Below are 20,288 nucleotides of genomic sequence, written 5' to 3'. Positions count from 1 at the left end.
CGGGGACGCCGGACCAGCCCATGCCCAGCCTCAAGGACCTCCGCGTCAGGATCGCCAGCGTCCGATCGACGCAGAAGATCACCTCGGCCATGAAGATGGTCGCGGCCGCCAAACTGCGCCGCGCCCAGGAACAGGCCGAGGCCGCGCGGCCTTATGCCGACCGCATGACCCGGATGCTCGTCTCGCTTGCCGGCAACCTCCCCGAGGAGGGTATCCGGCCGCCGCTGCTGGCCGGGACCGGGGGGAACGCGACCCACCTGGTCGTCCTTGGCACGGCCGATCGCGGGCTTTGTGGCGGGTTCAACGCCTCGCTGGCACGCGACGCGCGGTTGTTTGTCCGGGGCCTCCAGGCCGAAGGCAAGACGGTCAAGATCCTGTGCATCGGCCGCAAGGGACGCGACGCGCTCAAGCGTGAATTTGGCGGGCTGATCATCGAGACGATCGAGGATGTCGGACGTCGCCGTCTGGGCTTCGAGGAGGCGGAAGAAATCGCGCGCCGCATCATCGCGATGCTGGACGAGGGTGCCTTCGATGTCTGCACCTTCATCTATTCCCGGTTCAAGTCGGCGATGAGCCAGGAAGTTACGCGCCAGCAGCTCATTCCCTTGCCGATTCCCGACGTGCCGGACGCGGGCAGGGAAGACGGCGCGAATGGCGTGTACGAGTACGAGCCCGAGGAAGAGGAAATCCTCGCCCGACTTCTGCCGCAGAATCTTGCCATCCAGTTCTTCCGGGGGCTTCTCGAAAACGCCGCCAGCGAGCAGGGCGCGCGGATGACGGCGATGGATAGCGCGACCCGCAACGCCGGGGACATGATCGACCGGTTGACCCTCAACTACAACCGGACGCGCCAGGCGTATATCACCAAGGAACTAATTGAAATTATCTCCGGCGCGGAGGCCCTTTAGGGCGCGCCGGGTCAGCTAGACCGGACAGGAGCAGGCAATGGCCAATAACAGCATAGGTCGCGTTACCCGGGTCACCGGGCCCGTGGTGGATGTTCGCTTCGAGGGGGACCTGCCACAGATTCTGAACGCCCTTCACATGGATATGGGCGGCCGGCGCCTCGTGCTCGAAGTCGCCCAGCACCTGGGAGAATCGACGGTGCGGACCATCGCCATGGACTCGACGGACGGCCTCGTGCGCGGCCAGGAGGCCGTGGATACGGGCAGCCCGATCAGCGTGCCGGTCGGGCCCGAGACGCTCGGGCGGATTCTCAACGTCGTGGGCGAGCCCGTGGATGAGCGGGGTGAGGTGGGCGCGAAGCAGACCCTGCCGATCCATCGCGCGGCGCCGGAGTTCATCGACCAGTCGACCGAGCAGGAAATCCTCGTGACCGGTATCAAGGTCGTGGACCTGCTGGCCCCCTATGCCCGTGGCGGCAAGATCGGCCTCTTCGGTGGCGCCGGCGTCGGCAAGACAGTGCTCATCATGGAGCTCATCAACAACGTCGCCAAGGCGCATGGCGGTTATTCGGTGTTTGCCGGTGTGGGTGAGCGTACCCGCGAGGGCAACGACCTTTACCACGAGATGATCGAATCGGGTGTCATCCAGCCCGACGGCGAGTCCAAGGCAGCGCTGGTTTACGGCCAGATGAACGAGCCGCCCGGCGCGCGCGCGCGTGTCGGCCTGACGGGCCTGACACTGGCCGAGTATTTCCGCGACGAGGAAGGCCAGGACGTGTTGTTCTTCGTGGACAACATCTTCCGTTTCACCCAGGCGGGCTCCGAAGTATCCGCGCTTCTCGGCCGCATTCCCTCGGCCGTGGGCTACCAGCCCACGCTCTCGACCGATATGGGCGCACTGCAGGAGCGGATCACCACGACCAAGAAGGGCTCCATCACCTCTGTCCAGGCTATTTACGTGCCGGCGGACGATCTGACGGACCCGGCGCCAGCCACGTCCTTCGCCCATCTGGATGCGACAACGGTGTTGAGTCGTTCGCTGGCGGAGCTTGGCATCTACCCCGCCGTGGACCCGCTCGATTCCACCTCGCGCATGCTGGATCCGCGGATCGTGGGTGACGAGCATTACGCCGTTGCCCGCGAGGTGCAGGAAGTGTTGCAGACCTACAAGAGCCTGCAGGACATCATCGCCATCCTCGGCATGGACGAACTTTCGGAAGAAGACAAGCTGGTGGTCTCCCGCGCGCGGAAGATCCAGCGGTTTCTGTCGCAGCCCTTCCATGTGGCCGAAGTCTTCACCAACTCGCCGGGCAAGCTGGTCGGCCTTGAAGACACGATCAAGGGCTTCAAGGGGATCGTCGAGGGCGAATACGACGACCTGCCTGAGGCCGCGTTCTACATGGTCGGGCCAATCGAGGAAGCGGTCGAAAAAGCCAAGAAGATGGCGGCCGAGGTCGCCTAACGGCGCGCGAAACAGGGAAACGCATTCATGGCCGATACGGTTACCTTCGAACTCGTCTCTCCCGAGCGGCTGCTGGTCTCCGAACCCGTGGAGATGGTGGTTGTGCCGGGCACTGAGGGGTTGTTCGGCGTGTTGCCGGGCCATGCGCTCATGATTTCCGGCGTCGAACCGGGCCTCGTGGAAATTTACGAGTCCGGCCAGGTGACCCGGCGCATCTTCGTGGGTCCCGGTTTTGCCGAGGTCACGCCCGAACGCTGCACGGTGCTGGCCGATATGGCTATTCCTTTCGAGGAGCTCGAGCGGGGCGAGATCGAAGGGCGCATCAAGGGGCTTACGGACGACATGACCGATGCGCGGGACGAGGCGGAGAAAGACAAGGCGGCGGCCGCGCTGGTGGTGGCCGAAGCCATGCTCAAAGCCCTCGATTATCACGCCGGCTGAGCCGCGCGCTCGGCCGAGGCCCGGCCCCGGGCCCCGCGGACTGCCTCAAAACCGGCTCATTTCTTTGCCGAGACTCGCATGTCGGCGAAATCGACCGGCGTGCCCTCGCGGGCTTGAAAATCCGGTTCTTTTCCTTAGATGAAGAGTCTGTATTACAATTGTGACGCTTAGCGCCGGTCTCGGATTCTCCGAGGCTTAGGGTAGGGGACGCCATGGCACGCTGGACGCTCGAGGACATTCCGTGGGACCGGTTCGACCGCGCGAAGGTCGATCCCGACCTCCTGTGCCTCATCAAGGCGGCCGCGCTGGTGGAATATAACGGCGGCGACTACGCAGCCTATCTGAACCGCGTCTTTGCCGGCGACCGAGCCTTTCAGACGGCAGCCGATCTTTGGGCAACCGAAGAGGTGCAGCATGGCGAGGCTCTCGCCCGGTGGGCCGGGATGGCGGATCCCGATTTCGATTTCCAGGCGGCTTTCGACGAATTCAAGGCAGGGTTCCAACTGCCGCGCGAAGCAGAAGCCTCGGTGCGTGGCTCACGCGCGGGCGAGTTGATAGCGCGGTGCATTGTCGAGGTCGGCACGAACTCTTATTACACCGCGCTGAGCGAAGCGGCCGAGGAGCCTGTCATCAAGGAAATCTGCCGCCTTATCGCCGATGACGAGGCACATCATTACAAATTGTTTCTCGGTCACCTGAAACGCTATCAGGCGCACGAGAATCTGCCGGCCTGGACACGGTTTCGCGTCGCCGCCGGTCGCATCGCGGAAACCGACGATGACGAGCTGGCCTATGCCTATTACGCGTCCAACAAGCCCGGCCCAAGCTACGATCGCAGGCTCGCCTCGCGTGAGTATGCGCGACGGGCCTACCCCCTCTATAGCGCCCGTCATGTGGCCCGCGGCATGGACATGATCTTCCGCGCAATCGGGCTCACCCCGGGTCGCACAAGCCGTGTGTTGGGCCGTCTCGCGCATCGGTTCATGCAATGGCGCGCGGCCGGCTTCGCGCGCCAGGGTGAACCGGCGCACGCGGTGCCCCGCCTCTCCCTGAACGGCTAATCAGTCGATCAGATCAAAGGCGCGCAACACGTCGCGGTAAAGTCCGCGCTTGAAGCTCACGATCTCGGCCATCAGATCGACCGGCCGCGTCCAGCGCCACTCGGAAAACTCGGGATGGGCGGTGGCGATATCGATATCGCTGTCCTCGCCCAGAAAATCCATCAGAAACCATTTCTGGCGCTGCCCGTGAAACCGCCCGCCCCAGGCCTTGCGGGCGTAAGCCTCCGGCAGGTCGTAAAACAGCCAGCCCGGCATCTCGGCTGTCAGGCGTGCCTGGCGCGTGCCGATCTCTTCCTCGAGTTCCCGGAAGGCGGCATCGAGGGGCTCCTCGCCCGGATCGATGCCGCCCTGCGGCATTTGCCAGGGCCGGGTGGCGAAATCCTTGCGCGCGCCGGCAAAGATGTCGCCCCGGGGATTGCGCAGCACGATGCCGACGCCCGGACGATACAGAGCAGGATCGGGCGTGGTGTTCATGCCCTCAACGCGTCGGCTGCCGGTTGACCACCGCGGTGATCGGCGCGAGGGCAAACCCCTTTTTTTCCAGTGTCGGCACCCATGCGCGCAGCCGCTCCAGCGTCACCGGATAGGGGAAGCCCATGGCAACGGCGAAACCCTCCTTGCGCGCGATGGCCTCGATCTCGCCCAGCCGATCGTCGATGGCAGCCCGGCTCGCGCGGTTGTCGATGAACCTGTCGTTGATCGCGCGTGGCAGGCCAATTTCGGCCGCGAGGCGGGCCGCGAGGCTGCGGGCCGAGGAGCGGCTGTCGAGAAACATCAGCCCCCGGTCGCGCAGGGTGATCAGGATCGGGCGAAGCGTGTCGCTGTCGATCGTCAGCCGCGAGCCCATGTGGTTGGTTACACCCACATAGCCCGTGACGCGCGACAGCGCCCATTCCAGACGGGCCTGGTTCTGGTCGGGCGTCAGCCGGGTCAGAAGCGTGTGCGGACCGGGGTCGTTGGCCGGGTATTCCATCGGCTCCATCGGGACGGACAGCAGCACCTCGTGGCCGGCCGCGCGCGCGAGCCGCATCCATTCGCCGAGCCGGGCGGCATAGGGCGAGAAGGCCAGGGTGACCGGTCCCGGCAGGGTCTGGATCGCCGCCTCGGTCGCAGCACTGCTCAGCCCCATGTCGGCGATGACGACGGCGATGCGGGGCAGGGTCGCCGGTGCCTCGAAGGGAGCGGCGTAGGCCAGCCAGGGCTTGCGGCCGTCGGGGCCGATCCGGGGCAGGGGGCCGAGCGCGTTGCCGTTGTCCAGCAGGTCGGGATCGGCCACGGGCCGCCGCAGGGGGGCCGGCAGGGCCGCCTGTTCGACTTCCTCCTCGCCGATCCCGTCGGTCGTGGCTGCCGCTTCGGCGGGCTCGGATTGAGCCGGGGAAGGCGTTGCGTCTTCCGTGCCCTCGATGGCAGGGCGCGCCGTTGGCGGCGGCGCCGGCGTGAGGACCGCGGTCGCTGCCGGGGGCGCGGTCCCGGGCAGGGGTCCCGGTCCCGTGTCCGGGCCGTCGTCCGGCAGCGTAGCCGGGTCCGTCGCGGCCGCGGCAAGTTCCGGGGCTTCCGGCGGCGGGGCGGGGAGTTCCGGTTCCCCGGCCGTTTCCTCAGGATCCGGCGAGGGCGAAACCGTTGTTTCGGAGCCAGCCTCCTCTGCGCCGGGCGCGGGTTCGGATGGCGGCGGGGCGGGCAGGGCCAAGGCCAGGGTCGGGATAGGCGGTGCGGGGGGCGCGGGTGATGTCAGGGCGAGCCACGCCACGCCCGCCCCGAGCAATCCCAACGTGAGGCCCCAGGCGGTGAAGAGCGCGATCAGGCCGCGCCTGTTTTTCCCCCCTGGCGCTCCGGCCGGATCAAGTTGCGCCACGCTGCCCCGCTCTCCCGGCGTTTGGCCGGGAGGCCCCTAATTGGTTACCCGCGTCTTATAGAGAGTGATCCCCTTGAGAAGGTCAAGAGCGCGGCTGAGCTGGTAGTCACTTTCGCCTCTGTCAGCTTCGTCCGCCGCCTCCTCGCCGGCCACCGGCGCTCCATCATCGCCCGGCTGGGCCGCGGGGGTGCCGTTACCATTCTCGTTTTTGAGCGCACCCCGCAAATCGGCTTCGCGCCGCATCGGTCCATTGTCGAGCGCCTCGATCCGGGCCGCGGTCACGCGAATGTCGGGCGTGATTCCCATGGCCTGAATCGAATTGCCCGACGGCGTGTAGTATCGCGCCGTCGTCAGCCGCATCGCGCCATGCTGAGGCAGCGGCACGATGGTCTGCACCGAGCCCTTACCGAAGGTCTTGGTGCCCAACAGGATGGCGCGGCGGTGGTCCTGGAGCGCGCCCGCGACGATTTCGGAGGCGGAGGCGGACCCGCCGTTGATGAGCACGACCATGGGCAGACCCTGGGCCAGATCGCCCGGCCGCGCGTTGAAGCGCTGGGCGTCCTCGGGCTTGCGGCCGCGCGTAGAGACGATCTCGCCTTTTTCAAGGAAGGAGTCGCTGATCGAGACCGCCTGTTCGAGAAGCCCGCCCGGATTGTTCCGCAGGTCCAGCACGATGCCGCGCAGCTTGTTGCCCAACTCCGCCCGCAGGTCGTTCATCGCCTCGTCGATACCCGACTGGGCCTGTTCGTTGAACGTCGTGACCCGGATATAACCGATCCCGTCCTCGTTGCGGTGCCGGACGGACTGGATGCGGATAATGTCGCGGACGATCGTTACATCAAACGGATCGCGACCTTCCCGCCGCACGGTGATCGTCAGGCTGGTATTCGGCGCGCCGCGCATGCGTTCCACCGCCTCTTCCAGGGACAGTCCGACGACATTCTCGCCGTTCAGATGTGTGATGATGTCACCGGGCTGCATTCCGGCGCGGAAGGCGGGCGTATCGTCGATCGGCGAGACGACCTTCACGAACCCGTTTTCCAGCGTGACTTCGATGCCGAGCCCGCCGAATTCGCCCTTGGTCTGGACCTGCATGTCCTCGAACTTCTTGGCGTTCATGTAGCTGGAATGGGGGTCGAGCGAGGTCAGCATCCCGCCGATGGCGGCTTCGATCAGAACGCTGTCTTCGACCTTTTCCACGTAGTCGGCGCGAACGCGTTCGAAAACCTCGCCAAACAGATTAAGCTGACGATACGTATCGGAATTAGGATCGGCGGCAGTGACGAGTCCGGCGCCCAGGACCGTGGCGGTCAATATGGCGCCGGCCGCCGCCGAGAGGGCGTAGCCAAGGGTCCGGGTCGGGACCCGGCCATGCGGGCGTTCCCGCCGAGGGTCTGTCTCGGGAAGACGCATTATCCTCTTACCTTTCTTCCGCGATCTGCCAGCCAGGGCAGAGGGTTGATCGGCTCGCCGTGGTGGCGGAGCTCGACATAAAGCTCGGGTCCCGTTGCGCGAGCGGGGGCCATGGTCCCCACCGGCTCGCCAGCCAGGAGCCACTGGCCTTCCTCGCTGTCTATCCGGAATAATCCAACTAAAAGAGTATGATAGCCGCCCCCATGATCGATGATCAAGGTCGGGCCGTAACCGCGGAATTCACGCGCGAAAACGACCTCACCGTCGAAGGGCGCCACAACCTGGGCCTCGCTCCGGGTCTCGAACCTGAGCCCCTTGCTGGTGCCGCCAAACCCGTCCTTCTCCCCGTAGCGGCTCACCAGCCGCCCCTCGACCGGGAGGGGCAGCCGGCCCCGGGCCGACTGGAAGGACTGGCCGCCGGATGGCCGGGTCGTCGCGGCGGCCCGCCGACTTTCCCGCGCCTTCCGGTCGGCCTCGATCTGGGCGAGCAGGTCTTTCAGTGACTTCGCCTTTTCGGCGAGGCGGCGGACGCGTTCCTGCACTTTTTCCTGATCGGAAGACAGTTTTTCGCTCAACGAGGCCTTGCGTTCGACCAGCCGGGCCAGCTTGCGCCGCTCGCCGCCGAGCTCCCGGGCGGCCAGCGCCACGGCCGCGCGCTGTTCCTCGATCTCGTCGTGAAGGGCGGCCAGGTGGTGAAGATCGTCTCCCAGCGCGGCGGCGTCCTCGGTCAGGGGCGGCAACACGGCGCGCAGAAGGATGGCGCTGCGTACCGAATCATGGGGATCGCCCGGGCGCGCCGCCAGTGCTTCCGGCGGATGGCGGGCCAGCCGCGCCAGCACCGAGAGGCTTGCTGCAAGCTGCCGTCGCGATGTGGTCAGCCGGGCCCGCTTTTCCTGCGCTTCCATGTTGAGCGCGGTCAGCGTCGCCTCGAGCGCGCTGACTTTTCCTTCATTGTCCTGGAGATTGCGGGCCGTCGCGATCATCTGACGGCGCAATTCCGAGAGCTCGGCCGAGAGGCGGCGGCGCTGCTTCTCTATTTTTTGCGCCCGTTGGCGGTCGGTTTCGATCTGGCGCTCGACATTCTCGATCTGGCGTTCCACCGGCGCGTCGGCCCGCGCGGTCCCGGCACCGGCCGGACCCCATCCGAAGCCCCCGGCGGCAACCAGGGCCAGCGCCAGAAGAGCGGGAAAAAAAGCGACACGGCTCACGACCAGGACCTTTCGGACACTCATGCGGCTGAAGCGGCTGGCGACCGCCCGACTATAGGGGTGGCGCGGGCGGCGCCCAAGCACCCTTTGTCTGGCGCCGGCCGCCAGGGCGGGTCGCAATCTGCCCTCCGCACGGGGGGAATCAGGGGGAATGACGCCTAGGCCTTGTGATAGGGGTGGCCGGCCAGAATCTGCTGGGCCCGGTAGAGTTGCTCGGCCAGGAGGCCGCGCGCCAGAAGATGCGGCCAGGTCATGGGACCGAGGCTAAGAACGAGGTCGGCCTCCTCCCGCAGGGTTCCGGCGAGGCCGGCGGCCCCGCCGATGAGAAAGGCGATGTCCCGCCTCCCCGCATTCTCGAATTGGCCGAGGCGTGCGGCGAAATCAGGGCTGGAAAGCTGCTGGCCCCGCTCGTCGAGGACCACGACGACTGCCCCCGCCGGGACCTGACGCGATAACAGCGCCGCCTCGGCCGCCTTGAGCGCCTCGCCGTCCAGGCCCGGCCGGGCTGAAATTTCACGCGTCTCGAGCGGCCAGGACAGGCGCCCGGCATAGGTGCGAAACAGGTCTTGTTCCGGACCGGCGCGCAGGCGGCCTGCCGCCGCTATCGTGATCCGAAGCGCCATGGGAGATATCGCGCCCGCCGCGGGTTAGACGGCGAGCTGCTCCGTCCTGGGCTGGTTCGCCCCCCACATTTTTTCGAGGTTGTAGAACCCCCGGATTTCGGGCCGGAAAAGGTGGATAATCACATCGCCGGCATCAATCAGCACCCAATCCGCCTGGTTCAGCCCCTCGACCGAGATTTCCCGCCCGCTGGCTTTCAGCCGTTCGCGCAGGTGCTCGGCCATGGCTGCCACGTGCCGCTGCGAGCGGCCCGAAGCGACGACCATATGGTCGGCTATGCTGGATTTGCCGGCGAGATCGATCACCACCACCCCTTCGGCCTTGTCGTCCTCAAGGGACCGCTGGGTCGTATCCAGCAGGTCCTCTGGCGGTGCCGTTACTTCATCGGGTCGTATGATCAAATCCTCGCCGAAAGTGGAACGCATTTATTATTCTGGCCTCAAACCGGCCCGGAACTCAACAATCTTTGTCGCCCGCCGCCGTGTTCCGCCGGCCCTGTCCCAGGATGCGGCGCTGGCGACGGATCTCGGTCGCCGAGGCGGGGTGGGTGCGGATATGCAGGAAGACCCAGGCGGGAGGCTTGCGCCGCGTGAGGCGCCGGGCACGGCGGCTCGAAAGCTGTGCCTTCGAGAACCGCTTGGCGGCCTTGGCGGCGAGCGCCGGAAAGGCGTGGCCCGGCCGGTCGAAGATGGCGACCGGCATCAGGCGGAAGATGTCCGTCCAGCGCTGCCAGCGGGAAATCTGCGCCAGGTTATCGGCCCCCATCAGCCAGATGAAATTGGCGCCGGGCGCGCGCCGCCGGAGCTTGGCCAGCGTGTCCGCAGTAAAGACGGACTCGAGATCGGTCTCGATATCGGTCACCACGATACGCCGGTCGCGGGCGAGGGCGCGGGCGCTGGCCATGCGCTCCGCGAGGGGGGCCATGTCGGTCGTGGATTTGAGCGGGTTCTGGGGTGAGACCATCCACCAGACCTCAGCCAGGCGAAACCGCTTGAGGGCGACATGGGTGATATGCAGATGGCCGTCATGGGCCGGGTTGAACGACCCGCCGAGAAGGCCGATGGGCCGTCCGGTCCGCGCGCGGGCGAGGAGGGCGTTGATGCGCGCACGCGGATTTTTTCGCGTGTCGGCGTCCCGCGGCTTCATCCGGCCGTTCAGGGTCGTACCTGCCCGGATCCGCGCACGATGTACTTGTAGGTCGTGAGCTGCTCCGCCCCGACCGGGCCGCGCGCGTGCAGCTTGCCCGTTGAAATGCCGATTTCGGCTCCCATGCCGAACTCGCCGCCATCAGCAAACTGCGTCGAGGCATTCAGTAGAACGATGCCGCTGTCCACCTCGGCCAGGAAGCGCTCGGCCGTTGCCGGGTCACTCGTGATGATCGAGTCCGTATGATGGGAGCCATGGGTGTTGATATGCCGGATCGCCTCCTCGACCCCATCGACCAGCTTGATCGATACGATCGCGTCGAGATATTCGGTGTCCCAATCCGCCGCACTCGCCGGCAGGACGCGGGCATCCAGCGCCTGCACGCCCGAATCGCCCCGTACCTCGCAGCCGGCTTCGGCCAGGTCCGCAATTAGGGGTGGCAGGTGCGACTCAGCCACGGCGCGATCGACGAGGATCGTTTCCGTGGCGCCGCAGATGCCGGGACGGCGCATCTTGGCGTTGAAGGCGACGCGCCGCGCGATATCCGCGTCCGCATCGGCATCGATGTAAACGTGGCAGAGCCCGTCGAGGTGACGGATGACCGGCACCTTGCTTTCCGCGAGGACTCGTTCGATCAGGCTGCGCCCGCCGCGGGGCACGATGATGTCGATGACATCGGTCATGGTCAGCATGATGCCAACCGCCGCACGATCACGGGTGGGTACGTATTGCAGGCAGGCCTCGGGCAGGCCTGCTTCGCGCAGCCCCGTCTTCAGGCAATCGAGAATGACGGCGGAAGAATGGAAACTCTCGGATCCGCCGCGCAGGATGGCCGCGTTCCCCGATTTCAGGCAAAGCCCGCCGGCATCGGCGGTCACGTTGGGACGCGATTCGTAGATGATGCCGATCACGCCAAGCGGCACGCGCACGCGCGCGATATGAAGCCCGTTGGGGCGGGTCCACTCGGCCAGGACATCGCCCACCGGGTCAGGGAGCGCGGCGATATCCTCGAGCCCCGTCGCCATCGCCTCGATCCGCGCGTCGGTCAGTTCGAGCCGGTCCATCAGCGGGGCAGAAAGCCCCTTCTCGCGCCCGAGCGCCATGTCCTCCGCGTTCGCCGTCCGGATTTCGGCGCGCCTGGCCCGGATGGCCGCCGCCGCTGCCCCGAGGGCGCGATTCTTGGTCTCGCCATCGGCGCCGGCCAGGACACGGGCGGCCGCCTTGGCGGCCTGGCCGATCTCGGCCATGACCTTGTTCAGATCGCTCTCAACCAGGGTGTCGGACACACGTCATCTCCAGTATTTCTTTGGTCCTGCCTTGGGTCCTGCCTTGGCCCGCCTGCCGCCCGTTCACCCGCCAGCGCGGCTTATTGCATCACCAGATCGTCGCGGTGGATCACTTCCTCGCGGCCACGGTAGCCGAGCAATTCCTCGATTTCACGGCTTTTGTGCCCCATGATCCGGCGCGCATCTCCGGCGTTATAGGCGCTGAGCCCCCGGCCGATGATCCTGCCCGCCCGATTGACGATCACGACCACGTCGCCGCGCTCGAACTCTCCCTCGATGGCGAGGATTCCGGCCGGTAACAGGCTGCTGCCGTGCCCGAGCGCCTGTTCGGCGCCCTCATCCACCACCAGCCGTCCTTCGGTCTGCAGCACGCCCCCGATCCACTGCTTGCGCGCCCGTGTGGGTGTCGCGCGTGGTCGGAACCATGTCGCCGCTGCGCCCGATGCCAGGCGCGCCAGCGCGTGGGGCGGCTTGCCGTCGGTGATCGCCATCCGGCAGCCCGCCTGCATGGCGATCTTTGCCGCGATCAGCTTGGTCACCATGCCGCCCGAGCTGTATCCGGCCGGTGCATCTCCTGCCATCGCCTCGATCTCCGCCGTGATCTCGCTGACTTCCTCGAGGCGCCGTGCGGTCGCGTCACGTCTCGGGTCGGCCGTGTAAAGCCCGTCGATATCGGAGAGCAGGATCAGCGTGTCGGCACTGATCATCTGGGCGACGCGGGCCGCCAGCCGGTCATTGTCGCCAAACCGGATCTCGTCGGTGGCGATGGTGTCGTTCTCGTTGATGACAGGAATGACGCCGAGCCCGAGCAGGGTCTCCAGTGTCGAGCGCGCGTTGAGATGGCGCCGGCGCTCCTCGGTATCGGTGAGGGAGAGGAGAATCTGGGCAACACCGATCTCGAACCGGGCCAGCGCGTTCTGGTAGGCGTGGGCAAGCTGGATCTGCCCGGTCGCCGCCGCCGCCTGTTTCTCCTCGAGCCGCAGCCGGCGCGCCGTCAGACCCAGCCGACGCCGGCCGACCGCGACGGCGCCGCTCGAGACGACGATGATTTCGCGCCCCGCCCGATGCCAGGCGGCGAGGTCTTCGGCCAATGTGTCGAGCCAGGCGGCGTGAACCCGGCCGGTCGATTCTTCCACCAGAAGGGCGGAGCCGATCTTGACCACGATCCGCCGGGCCTCGCCCAGGGGTCCCCGGTTGAGCGTGTCGTCGGTCATGGCGCGGCCTGCCTTTCGGCGCCCGAACCGGCACCGTCGGCCTGCCGGGCCGCCCGGATTTCCCGGTGAGCCCGGCGGATCAGCGCATCCACCCCCTGGCCCGAAACGCCGGAGATCACGGCGACATCATCCGCCGAGCGCCCCGCTGCCCGGGCCAGCGCCGCGTGTTTTTCGGCGACCACCGCCGCGCTCAGGGCGTCGGCCTTGTTGAGCGCGAGAAGCTCGGGCTTCTCCGCGAGCCCGGCGCCGTAGCCCGCGAGTTCCTCGCGGATGATCCGGTAGGCGGCGACGACATCATCCGCCGTGCCGTCGACCAGATGGATGAGGACGCGGCAGCGCTCGACATGGCCGAGGAAACGGGTGCCGAGCCCCGCGCCTTCATGGGCGCCGGCGATCAGTCCCGGAATATCGGCCAGCACGAACTCTTCGCCCTCCGCATAGACCACGCCAAGCTGGGGGGCGAGGGTGGTGAAAGGATAGTCGGCAATCTTCGGCCGGGCGCGCGACACGTGCGCGAGGAAAGTGGACTTGCCGGCATTGGGCAGCCCGACGAGACCCGCATCGGCGAGCAGTTTGAGTCGCAAAATCACCCAGCGCTCCTCGCCCGGCCCGCCCGGGATCGTCCTGCGGGGCGCGCGGTTGGTCGAGGACTTGAAGCGGGCGTTGCCGACCCCGGCCGAGCCACCATGGGCGAGAACGGTGCGCTGACCTTCCATGGTCAGATCCGCGAGCAAGGTCTCGCCATCTTCGGCAAAGACCTGCGTCCCGACCGGGACCCTGATCACCCGGTCATGGCCCGCGGCGCCGGTGCGGTTGGCGCCTGCCCCGGCCTGGCCGGTCCCGGCCTTGATATGGGGCTGGTAGCGGAAATCGATCAGGGTATTCAGCCCGGCCACCGCTTCCGCGATCACGTCGCCGCCCCGCCCGCCATCGCCACCGTTGGGGCCGCCGAACTCGATGAACTTCTCGCGCCGGAAGCTCAGGCAGCCGTCGCCGCCCTTGCCCGCGCGCAGGTTCACCTTGGCCTGGTCGACAAATTTCATCGTTTTGCCCCGTAGGGCTCCCTGTCTGGTCCAATCGCGCCGCTGGTCGGCGCATGCGAAAACGGGGGGAATGGTATGCCATTCCCCCCGTTTGCGTGCTCGATCGCCGCCTGTCGGGGTGCGTTAGCTCGTCGGCTCGACCGACACGAAGGTCCGGCCCTTCGCGGTCTGGCGAAAGGAGACCTCGCCATCGACGAGGGCGAAAATTGTATGGTCGCGGCCCAGTCCGACGTTGGGGCCGGGGTGAAACTTGGTGCCGCGCTGGCGAATGATGATGTTGCCGGCGCGCACGTTCTCGCCGCCAAACCGCTTGACGCCCAGACGGCGTCCAGCCGAATCACGTCCGTTGCGCGAACTGCCGCCTGCCTTTTTATGTGCCATCGCTCAGGACTCCTTTCCGTCCGCCGCCCCGGCCTCGGCCGGGCTATCCGCCTCGGCCTTGCTGCCGCCGGCGGCCGCCTTGCCCTTGCCTGCGCCATTGATGGCCGAGATGCGCAGGACAGTCACTTCCTGCCGGTGGCCATTCAGTCGCCGGTAATGCTTGCGGCGCTTTTTCTTGAAGACGAGAATCTTGTCGGCGCGCGCCTGGGCGACGATTTCCGCCGTCACCGACGCGCCCTTGACCACGGGCGTGCCCAGCATCGTGGTCTTGCCGTCGTTGACCATCAGGATGTCGTCGAGCGTGATTGTCTCGCCTGCCTCGCCGGCAAGCTTTTCGACCTGGATCACGTCTCCCGGCGCCACGCGGTACTGCTTCCCGCCCGTACGAACCACAGCGAACATTGGAAAACCAATCTAATTCAATAGTTTAACGCGGAACCGGAGGGCCGGCCCGCGCGAAGGCGGCACTATACGCCACGCCTCGCCCAAGTCAAGCATGGCCGGCCCCGCCGAAACCACAGAAAATCCCGGCTTTATCAGGGGTTAGGCCGGGGCGGGCGGGGGTCGGCTCAGGCTTTGTTAAGGGGGTCCCCCTTATTGTATAGTCGTCGGGCCCCGCCACGCCGCAGGCGAGGGCTGGCAGCGACCGGCGGCGCCCCCGTTAACGGCTAGAGGCATCGCCATGACGTGCTCCCCCCCGACTGGCCGTCAGCCATTCCCGATCTGCCTTGCGGTCCTTCTTTGCGTCGGGCTGCTGGCCCCGTGGGCCGGCCCGGCGGGCGCTGCGATCAAGACCGGCGTCGGCGTCCACGACGCCCCCGACGCGGCCGCGGCCCATCGCGGGCTCCGTCATCTCGACAATCTGCGCGGCGATCTTGCGCAGCTCGAGCGCCTCGAGGTGGACCTCGACAGCTACGCCTTCATGGCGCGCCGGCTCCGGTTCGTGGAAGGCCTCCTGGCGGAGAGCCGTGACCTGACCGAACGGCGCGACCGGGCGCAGCGCCTGGCTGCGGCGCGCGAAGCGATCGAGGAGGCGGCGATCTGGGGCGAGGAAGGCTCGAAGGCGCCAAATTACCTGCGTGCGGAGCTCGCCCGGCTGCACCGCATGGTTCTCGATCTGGAAAGCGATCCGACGCCGGCGCTGCTCAAACTCGCCATTCCGCGCGTCACCCAGGCGCGTGAGGCGGCGGCGGCGGAAAGCGATCGGGTCCAGAACGAGTTCGACAGCCTGAACGACCGGGCGCTTCAAATGTTCGAATCCGTCTTCGAGAATTTCGGCCCGCATCAGCAGGACTTCAAACTTTTCAGGGAGCCGGCCGACAGGCCATAGCGCCGGATGAGCCGTCCCTGGCGGCCCCGCCCGGCCGCCCCGACCCGTCGGCCGCTCTTGCCGGCCACCCGCCCATCCAACCTGCTTCCGCCCTTGCCGGGGCGCTGGCGGCGGGCTAGGTTCCGGGCCTGTTCGTCCGGGGCGCGCGCCCGCGCCCGCCCTCGGACCGGGCCGCGTTGGAGGGGTGCCGGAGCGGTCGAACGGGGCGGTCTCGAAAACCGTTGTGCGCATTGCGTACCGAGGGTTCGAATCCCTCCCCCTCCGCCAATTCATCAACGCGACCGGGATCGAACTGTCCCCATCGGTTTGGGCCAAGAGAGATGACTCAAGGTGACGAAGAGTACGTCCGCGGCCTGTTGGAGGCGTTTCTCTGTGACAAAGGCGCTCGTTGTGAACTCGTCAAAAACGATCCTCCGGACATCGTTTGCCGAGTGGGGAACGAAAAATGGGCGACCGAAGTAACACGAGTAGATCAACGGGTGGTTCAAAATGGTTCGGAAAAATCGAGGACAGAGGTTGACCTACCGCTGCTAAATTTTGGAAGGGAGTTGCGTGAGGCGGTCGAGCCTTTCCGCAATCTGAAATACAGTCTGATACTGAACGGGCCGCCTTCCGGAATACACGGGGCGACCTGGAAGAAGCAAGTGCGTCGGGCAGTCGAGGAATTCGTTAAATTGAATACTCTTGGAAGCCACGATTTCGGCGGGGGATCCATTACCGCTTCCGATAGTGGACATTGCTGGTTGGTTGTTAGCACCGGCGCGCCCAATGGGACTTCTGCCCCAGGCGGACATATGATGTCCGACATATCAGCGAACAATCGGGAAATGATAAGTCACGCTCTTGGCGACAAGGTTCAGAAACTGCGCTCTGTGTCCGGTTATGATCGAGTTGGCCTCGTCCTGCTGAACATGTATCCCTTGGCAGGCAGTCCTGACGAGGTGGGTATTGCACTACGCAATGTTATTCGTGGGAGTTCCGAATTTTCTGTTCTGGACTTTGTTTTTTTCGTTGAGGGTGACGTGCTCCATCTCATTTATGAAAAACCGACGAGTCCGCTGTCGAAAAGCGTCGGTTGATCAGGGGAGAGTCATCCGGGGAGGCGGAATTCGCGGCTCCCTTCCGGACGTCAGCGCTGTCGCGCATGATGTAGCCGCCTACGGTGGCACTACCAGATTGTCACCTGGATAAGAATTGCGCTGCCGTAAATCGCCAAAAGCGCAACACTTTCAAGGCCGATCCTGGCTGGTCCCCGACGTTCCCGCACAATCAATCCGGCCATCAGGATCACGGTCATGAGAATGGCGGTCACGACCCAAAAATAATTTGCCATCCCCACCGCGTGGTACAACGAACCCTCCCGGTACGAGAAATCGGCAGCCGCAAGAAACAGGGTATCGAAGGTGTTTCCGCCGATGATCCCTCCGACTGCCAGTTGGAGGGCGCCCCGGCGAACGGCGGCCAGGGTGGTCACCAGTTCAGGCAATGATGTAACGACTGCCGTGCCGAGCGCACCGAAGAGCGCGGCCGAGAGATCCAGCCGCTGCATGACTTCGGACCCGGTCTTGGCGAGTACCCAGCCCGCCACTCCCATGACGATCATGAGGCCGCCAAAAGTTACGAACAGTTGCCCGGTCGTTTCGCTGCGGGCCTTTGGGTTTTCTCTTTCCGGAATGTCCCGGCGAGTGTCCGGGGTCGGCACGGGTCGCCACATCGGGGCTTCGCGCACGGTACGGCTCGCCACAAGCAAACCCACGTAAATCATCGGGATCAGGAAAGAAACCGGGTGAATGGCGAGGATCGTGAATTCGGGCAGAGCCAGGGCGGCCAGCGGGAGTGTCAGCAGTCCGATCAGGACGAGCGCCTGAAATATGTTGGCGAGTTCAGCGGCGGCGTGTTCAAGATTGGCCTTGCGATAGGTCAGGTCGGCGATGGCAAGAAACGCTGTTTGCGCCGCGATACCGCCTATCCCGTTTGAGAACGCCAGTGACGGCTGGGAATCGAACGCCGCGGTGACCGACACGACCACCCCGCTGAGAGATGTGGCCGCACCCAGCAGCACCGCCCCCGCCATCGCCTCGCCCAACCCGGTTCGGTCGGCCAGCCTGTCGATCAGCGCTGTGATCCTCAAGCCGCTGACGAACACCGCGAGCCCCGCCAGGCTGAATCCCACCAGCAATACAATCATCGACCACTGCGAGAGCATGGAGATTACTCCTCCGGTCCCGGCCCTGGGCGGTCCGGCCAATTTCGATATGTGGTCATGTCGATTGGGTACCTCAAAGAACCGGTTTGCCGTGCTGGCGCCGAGCACGGACGTTGGATCGCTGGTTCGAGTTCGCTCGATCTGTCCGGCTGACGGACCCGGCAACGCTCTCCGAATGGCCACGGACACTTTGTTTCCGCGGGAACTCCGAGTTCACGACCCCTTTTCCTGGGCTGGCGCCGTCGCGCACAGGGAGATCCTTTGGGCGCAGGATTCCATGAGCCGACCGCCGGACTTCGTTACGGGCCCGCCGAGCGATGTCGGCACTGTATCCTGTCCGTCGGTTCTCATTGTCTCCGGGTCTCCGGCCACAACCTTTGCGATTCCGGAATCCGTCGGATCGTCCGGGGGATGCCCCGATCGACTGGTGGTGGATGCGGCATCTTTGACCACCCCCGGACCCGATGGTGATATCGCGCGCCGAATTGGCTATCGGGCATCTTCCTGCGAGGTATTTCTTCGAAGAAATAGCCGTTCCCCGATAAAAATAAGCGCGATTCCGGTAGCGGCCGCGTAGATGACGAGCATGTCGGTGCGTGCCTTGATGATAAGGAGGGCACCAAGCACCACAACATCCAGCACAATTGCCGTTATGAGGATCGTGGAGCTTGCACGGATCTCGGTACGCAAGCGGCTAAGGATGCCCCAGTGCACGGCGATATCCATGACGATGTAGAAAATCGCGCCGAGAGAGGCGATGCGGCTCAGATCGAAAAACACGGTGAGAAGCATGGCCGCGACGATTGTATAGACCAGCGTATGTGTTTGAATGCTGCCGGGCATGCCGAAATGGCTGTGGGGGACGAGCTTCATGTCGGTGAGCATGGCGAGCATTCGCGATACGGCAAAGACGCTCGCGATGACTCCCGAGACTGTCGCAACGATCGCGAATCCCACCGTGAACCAGAGCCCGCCGTTGCCGAACGCTGGCCGGGCTGCTTCGGCAAGCGCGTAGTCACGCGCCCGCGTGATCTCGTCGAGCGTCAGCGTGCCTCCCACCGCAAGGGCGACCAGGACGTAAATAACGACGCAGATGGCGATCGAAATTACGATCGCCCGCCCCACGTTCCTATGAGGCTCGACGATCTCGCCGCCGCTGTTGGTGATTGTGGTGAACCCTTTATATGCGAGAACCGAGAGGGCGACCGCCCCCAGAAATCCGCCGGCAGTCGTCTCCGAGGGACTGACCGAAATGCTTTCCAAGCTGAGGCCGGACAGCCACAATCCCACGAGTGCGAAGAGGGCAACCCCGCCGATCTTGAGGAACGCCATGAAGAACGACAGTGTCTGAATCGTTCGGTTGCCGAGGATGTTCACCAGGAAGGCGAAGGTCAGAAGGCCAATCCCCAGTGCCGGCACCAGGCCGCTGTCTTTGCCGACGTCGAACAGTTGAAGCGTATAGGTGCCGAACGTTCGCGCAACGAGGCTTTCGTTGATGACCATGGAGAAATACATCAGGAGCGCGCATGCGCCCGTCATCATGGTCTTGCCGTAAGCCTTCTCGAGGAACGTCGCGATGCCGCCCGCGGACGGCCAGGCATTTGCCAGCTTCACATACGAATAGGCGCTGAAGCCGGCAACAACGGCACCAGCCAAGAAAGCGAGGGGAAACCATGCGCCGGCCAGTTCGGCAATCTGGCCGGTCAATGCAAAGATCCCGGCCCCGATCATCACACCGGTTCCCATGGAGACGGCGCCGATCAGGGTGAGGCTGTTGGCAGTATAGTGCGTTGACCGGTCGTCCGGCTGGCTGCCTGCAGCGCGCGCGCTTTGCTTCGTATCGTGTCGCCGGGTCATTCGGTTTCCGTCCCCTTCGATCCGTCAGGAACCTTTGCCGGCCCAATCCACCAGAACGCGAGGAGGGGAACCGCGATCCATTGAACGAGGGGAGAGAGCCCGACGCCGGTTCCGGGGACCATGGGCATGAGGTCTCGGTAGGCCCAAGATTGCCGAATCTCGATATTCAGCCATTCGCTGAAGAGCGTATGGCCGATGCCAAATATGACCGTCGACAGCGCGACGCGCTGAAAACTTCTTTCCGGCCACTGATGCGTCCCGAAGAAAATCAGCGCGACAGTGAGCGCGCTCAACGCGATCAGAATATCCCCGCCTGTGCAGTGGATGGCTGCGAAGACGATCTCGCTGCGGGTGCCGGTAAGCCAAAGCGTATAGAGCGGCATATGCGCGAATTCCCAGATCAGGTTCCCGATGACGATCACCGATAAATACCGTTTCAGGCCGCTCAACCATGACATCCTGCGGATAGCCCTTTCCCGACACCCGGATTCGCTGCCGTTACACAGCATGAGAACCAACGCTATTCGGACAGCACTTTTCTGCGTTCTTCGTACTCTTCCTTGTCGATCTCGCCCCGGGCGAAACGCTCCTGGAGAATTTCGTGAGGTGACCGATGCGGGGTCGGCCTCGATTCATGCCCGTGTCCGCTTTCGACGCCGAGCCAGCGGACCAGAAGCACGATCAGTACGATGACGCCGCCCCAGAAGGCGATCATCACCAACCCACCGAAGATCATGTGCCCCCAGTTCCAGGCGGGATGCCACCAGACCTCGCGGTCTCCGTGTGCCTGCGCGAGTGCCGGGGCTGCCCACACCAGGGATATGAGAAGTCCGACGGATGTTCTGAAAGCGTTGTGCATATG

General features: G+C 65.2%; 22 protein-coding genes and 1 tRNA gene. 7 read left to right on the top strand and 16 right to left on the bottom strand.

The genetic code is table 11. The annotated features are described in order from the left end of the window. Positions 1-20: 20 nt before the first annotated feature. The 4 genes from RLQ26_05140 (at position 21) to RLQ26_05125 (ending at position 3,869) form a co-directional block, all read left to right on the top strand. A complete protein-coding gene (locus RLQ26_05140; protein ID MEQ9088109.1) occupies positions 21-908 on the top strand; it encodes a F0F1 ATP synthase subunit gamma in 888 nt (295 codons plus the stop codon). A gap of 37 nt (positions 909-945) precedes the next feature. Next, on the top strand, positions 946-2,367 hold the full coding sequence (atpD, locus tag RLQ26_05135; GenBank protein MEQ9088108.1) for a F0F1 ATP synthase subunit beta: 1,422 nt from the start codon (positions 946-948) through the stop codon (positions 2,365-2,367). A gap of 27 nt (positions 2,368-2,394) precedes the next feature. Beyond that, on the top strand, positions 2,395-2,808 hold the full coding sequence (gene atpC / locus RLQ26_05130; protein ID MEQ9088107.1) for an ATP synthase F1 subunit epsilon: 414 nt from the start codon (positions 2,395-2,397) through the stop codon (positions 2,806-2,808). A 212-nt stretch (positions 2,809-3,020) separates the two neighbouring features. Beyond that, positions 3,021-3,869 carry a ferritin-like domain-containing protein gene (locus RLQ26_05125; protein ID MEQ9088106.1) on the top strand — a complete coding sequence of 283 codons (849 nt, stop codon included), beginning with the start codon at positions 3,021-3,023 and terminating at the stop codon, positions 3,867-3,869. Here RLQ26_05125 and RLQ26_05120 read toward each other — a convergent pair whose 3' ends face one another. The 12 genes from RLQ26_05120 to rplU form a co-directional block, all read right to left on the bottom strand. After that, positions 3,870-4,343, bottom strand: a complete 474-nt coding sequence (locus tag RLQ26_05120; protein ID MEQ9088105.1) for an RNA pyrophosphohydrolase — start codon at positions 4,341-4,343, stop codon at positions 3,870-3,872. Between the two features lie 4 nt (positions 4,344-4,347). Beyond that, positions 4,348-5,721, bottom strand: coding sequence for a divergent polysaccharide deacetylase family protein (locus RLQ26_05115; protein ID MEQ9088104.1), 1,374 nt, complete (start codon positions 5,719-5,721; stop codon positions 4,348-4,350). Between the two features lie 36 nt (positions 5,722-5,757). Continuing rightward, positions 5,758-7,134: a S41 family peptidase gene (locus RLQ26_05110; protein ID MEQ9088103.1), complete on the bottom strand. Its 1,377-nt coding sequence runs from the start codon at positions 7,132-7,134 to the stop codon at positions 5,758-5,760. Continuing rightward, entirely contained in the window at positions 7,134-8,366 is a 1,233-nt protein-coding gene (locus RLQ26_05105; protein ID MEQ9088102.1) for a peptidoglycan DD-metalloendopeptidase family protein, read from the bottom strand. The genes RLQ26_05110 and RLQ26_05105 overlap by 1 nt, the downstream gene beginning before the upstream one ends. 134 nt (positions 8,367-8,500) lie before the next feature. Continuing rightward, positions 8,501-8,965 carry a 23S rRNA (pseudouridine(1915)-N(3))-methyltransferase RlmH gene (rlmH, locus tag RLQ26_05100; GenBank protein ID MEQ9088101.1) on the bottom strand — a complete coding sequence of 155 codons (465 nt, stop codon included), beginning with the start codon at positions 8,963-8,965 and terminating at the stop codon, positions 8,501-8,503. Positions 8,966-8,989: 24 nt separating this feature from the next. After that, positions 8,990-9,388: a ribosome silencing factor gene (gene rsfS, locus RLQ26_05095; protein ID MEQ9088100.1), complete on the bottom strand. Its 399-nt coding sequence runs from the start codon at positions 9,386-9,388 to the stop codon at positions 8,990-8,992. 31 nt (positions 9,389-9,419) lie between these two features. After that, the gene (locus RLQ26_05090) at positions 9,420-10,109 is read right to left on the bottom strand and encodes a nicotinate-nucleotide adenylyltransferase (protein ID MEQ9088099.1); all 690 of its coding nucleotides are present in this window, start codon (positions 10,107-10,109) and stop codon (positions 9,420-9,422) included. An 8-nt stretch (positions 10,110-10,117) separates the two neighbouring features. Continuing rightward, on the bottom strand, positions 10,118-11,356 hold the full coding sequence (locus tag RLQ26_05085; GenBank protein ID MEQ9088098.1) for a glutamate-5-semialdehyde dehydrogenase: 1,239 nt from the start codon (positions 11,354-11,356) through the stop codon (positions 10,118-10,120). A gap of 119 nt (positions 11,357-11,475) precedes the next feature. Continuing rightward, entirely contained in the window at positions 11,476-12,609 is a 1,134-nt protein-coding gene (proB, locus tag RLQ26_05080) for a glutamate 5-kinase (GenBank protein MEQ9088097.1), read from the bottom strand. Continuing rightward, on the bottom strand, positions 12,606-13,652 hold the full coding sequence (gene obgE, locus RLQ26_05075; protein MEQ9088096.1) for a GTPase ObgE: 1,047 nt from the start codon (positions 13,650-13,652) through the stop codon (positions 12,606-12,608). Before obgE ends, proB begins: the two co-directional genes overlap by 4 nt. 123 nt (positions 13,653-13,775) lie before the next feature. Beyond that, positions 13,776-14,033, bottom strand: coding sequence for a 50S ribosomal protein L27 (gene rpmA / locus RLQ26_05070; GenBank protein MEQ9088095.1), 258 nt, complete (start codon positions 14,031-14,033; stop codon positions 13,776-13,778). Between the two features lie 3 nt (positions 14,034-14,036). Continuing rightward, positions 14,037-14,435, bottom strand: coding sequence for a 50S ribosomal protein L21 (gene rplU, locus RLQ26_05065; GenBank protein MEQ9088094.1), 399 nt, complete (start codon positions 14,433-14,435; stop codon positions 14,037-14,039). A 280-nt stretch (positions 14,436-14,715) separates the two neighbouring features. On the opposite strand from rplU, the gene RLQ26_05060 reads away from it, so the two are divergent. The 3 genes from RLQ26_05060 to RLQ26_05050 all read left to right on the top strand — a co-directional run bounded on the left by RLQ26_05060 (position 14,716) and on the right by RLQ26_05050 (position 16,442). Then, complete coding sequence (locus RLQ26_05060) at positions 14,716-15,363, top strand: hypothetical protein (protein MEQ9088093.1); 648 nt, start codon at positions 14,716-14,718, stop codon at positions 15,361-15,363. A gap of 178 nt (positions 15,364-15,541) precedes the next feature. Continuing rightward, positions 15,542-15,630: transfer RNA gene (locus RLQ26_05055), tRNA-Ser, on the top strand. 53 nt (positions 15,631-15,683) lie between these two features. Continuing rightward, positions 15,684-16,442, top strand: coding sequence for a hypothetical protein (locus RLQ26_05050; protein ID MEQ9088092.1), 759 nt, complete (start codon positions 15,684-15,686; stop codon positions 16,440-16,442). Positions 16,443-16,531: 89 nt separating this feature from the next. Here the strand turns inward: RLQ26_05050 and RLQ26_05045 are convergent, their stop codons facing one another. The 4 genes from RLQ26_05045 to RLQ26_05030 all read right to left on the bottom strand — a co-directional run bounded on the left by RLQ26_05045 (position 16,532) and on the right by RLQ26_05030 (position 20,285). Then, positions 16,532-17,569, bottom strand: coding sequence for a sodium:calcium antiporter (locus RLQ26_05045; GenBank protein MEQ9088091.1), 1,038 nt, complete (start codon positions 17,567-17,569; stop codon positions 16,532-16,534). Positions 17,570-18,058: 489 nt separating this feature from the next. After that, the gene (locus RLQ26_05040; GenBank protein MEQ9088090.1) at positions 18,059-19,426 is read right to left on the bottom strand and encodes an APC family permease; all 1,368 of its coding nucleotides are present in this window, start codon (positions 19,424-19,426) and stop codon (positions 18,059-18,061) included. Continuing rightward, entirely contained in the window at positions 19,423-19,884 is a 462-nt protein-coding gene (locus RLQ26_05035) for a hypothetical protein (GenBank protein ID MEQ9088089.1), read from the bottom strand. Before RLQ26_05035 ends, RLQ26_05040 begins: the two co-directional genes overlap by 4 nt. 62 nt (positions 19,885-19,946) lie before the next feature. Further along, positions 19,947-20,285 carry an SHOCT domain-containing protein gene (locus RLQ26_05030; protein MEQ9088088.1) on the bottom strand — a complete coding sequence of 113 codons (339 nt, stop codon included), beginning with the start codon at positions 20,283-20,285 and terminating at the stop codon, positions 19,947-19,949. Positions 20,286-20,288 lie beyond the last annotated feature (3 nt).

The sequence above is a fragment of the Alphaproteobacteria bacterium genome, assembly GCA_040220875.1.
Classification (GTDB): domain Bacteria; phylum Pseudomonadota; class Alphaproteobacteria; order JAVJVX01; family JAVJVX01; genus JAVJVX01.
The sequence above is the reverse complement of the archived record's forward strand: the minus strand, read 5'-3'. Positions and strand labels throughout refer to the sequence as shown.

Excerpts from the sequence above, each read along its gene's own strand:
- RLQ26_05140 (MEQ9088109.1), top strand. The coding sequence starts at position 21 with ATGCCCAGCCTCAAGGACCTCCGCGTCAGGATCGCCAGCGTCCGATCG.
- atpD (MEQ9088108.1), top strand. The coding sequence starts at position 946 with ATGGCCAATAACAGCATAGGTCGCGTTACCCGGGTCACCGGGCCCGTG.
- atpC (MEQ9088107.1), top strand. The coding sequence starts at position 2,395 with ATGGCCGATACGGTTACCTTCGAACTCGTCTCTCCCGAGCGGCTGCTG.
- RLQ26_05125 (MEQ9088106.1), top strand. The coding sequence starts at position 3,021 with ATGGCACGCTGGACGCTCGAGGACATTCCGTGGGACCGGTTCGACCGC.
- RLQ26_05120 (MEQ9088105.1), bottom strand. The coding sequence starts at position 4,343 with ATGAACACCACGCCCGATCCTGCTCTGTATCGTCCGGGCGTCGGCATC.
- RLQ26_05110 (MEQ9088103.1), bottom strand. The coding sequence starts at position 7,134 with ATGCGTCTTCCCGAGACAGACCCTCGGCGGGAACGCCCGCATGGCCGG.
- RLQ26_05105 (MEQ9088102.1), bottom strand. The coding sequence starts at position 8,366 with ATGAGTGTCCGAAAGGTCCTGGTCGTGAGCCGTGTCGCTTTTTTTCCC.
- rlmH (MEQ9088101.1), bottom strand. The coding sequence starts at position 8,965 with ATGGCGCTTCGGATCACGATAGCGGCGGCAGGCCGCCTGCGCGCCGGT.
- rsfS (MEQ9088100.1), bottom strand. The coding sequence starts at position 9,388 with ATGCGTTCCACTTTCGGCGAGGATTTGATCATACGACCCGATGAAGTA.
- RLQ26_05090 (MEQ9088099.1), bottom strand. The coding sequence starts at position 10,109 with ATGAAGCCGCGGGACGCCGACACGCGAAAAAATCCGCGTGCGCGCATC.
- RLQ26_05085 (MEQ9088098.1), bottom strand. The coding sequence starts at position 11,356 with ATGGCCGAGATCGGCCAGGCCGCCAAGGCGGCCGCCCGTGTCCTGGCC.
- proB (MEQ9088097.1), bottom strand. The coding sequence starts at position 12,609 with ATGACCGACGACACGCTCAACCGGGGACCCCTGGGCGAGGCCCGGCGG.
- obgE (MEQ9088096.1), bottom strand. The coding sequence starts at position 13,652 with ATGAAATTTGTCGACCAGGCCAAGGTGAACCTGCGCGCGGGCAAGGGC.
- rpmA (MEQ9088095.1), bottom strand. The coding sequence starts at position 14,033 with ATGGCACATAAAAAGGCAGGCGGCAGTTCGCGCAACGGACGTGATTCG.
- rplU (MEQ9088094.1), bottom strand. The coding sequence starts at position 14,435 with ATGTTCGCTGTGGTTCGTACGGGCGGGAAGCAGTACCGCGTGGCGCCG.
- RLQ26_05060 (MEQ9088093.1), top strand. The coding sequence starts at position 14,716 with ATGACGTGCTCCCCCCCGACTGGCCGTCAGCCATTCCCGATCTGCCTT.
- RLQ26_05050 (MEQ9088092.1), top strand. The coding sequence starts at position 15,684 with ATGACTCAAGGTGACGAAGAGTACGTCCGCGGCCTGTTGGAGGCGTTT.
- RLQ26_05045 (MEQ9088091.1), bottom strand. The coding sequence starts at position 17,569 with ATGCTCTCGCAGTGGTCGATGATTGTATTGCTGGTGGGATTCAGCCTG.
- RLQ26_05040 (MEQ9088090.1), bottom strand. The coding sequence starts at position 19,426 with ATGACCCGGCGACACGATACGAAGCAAAGCGCGCGCGCTGCAGGCAGC.
- RLQ26_05035 (MEQ9088089.1), bottom strand. The coding sequence starts at position 19,884 with ATGTCATGGTTGAGCGGCCTGAAACGGTATTTATCGGTGATCGTCATC.
- RLQ26_05030 (MEQ9088088.1), bottom strand. The coding sequence starts at position 20,285 with ATGCACAACGCTTTCAGAACATCCGTCGGACTTCTCATATCCCTGGTG.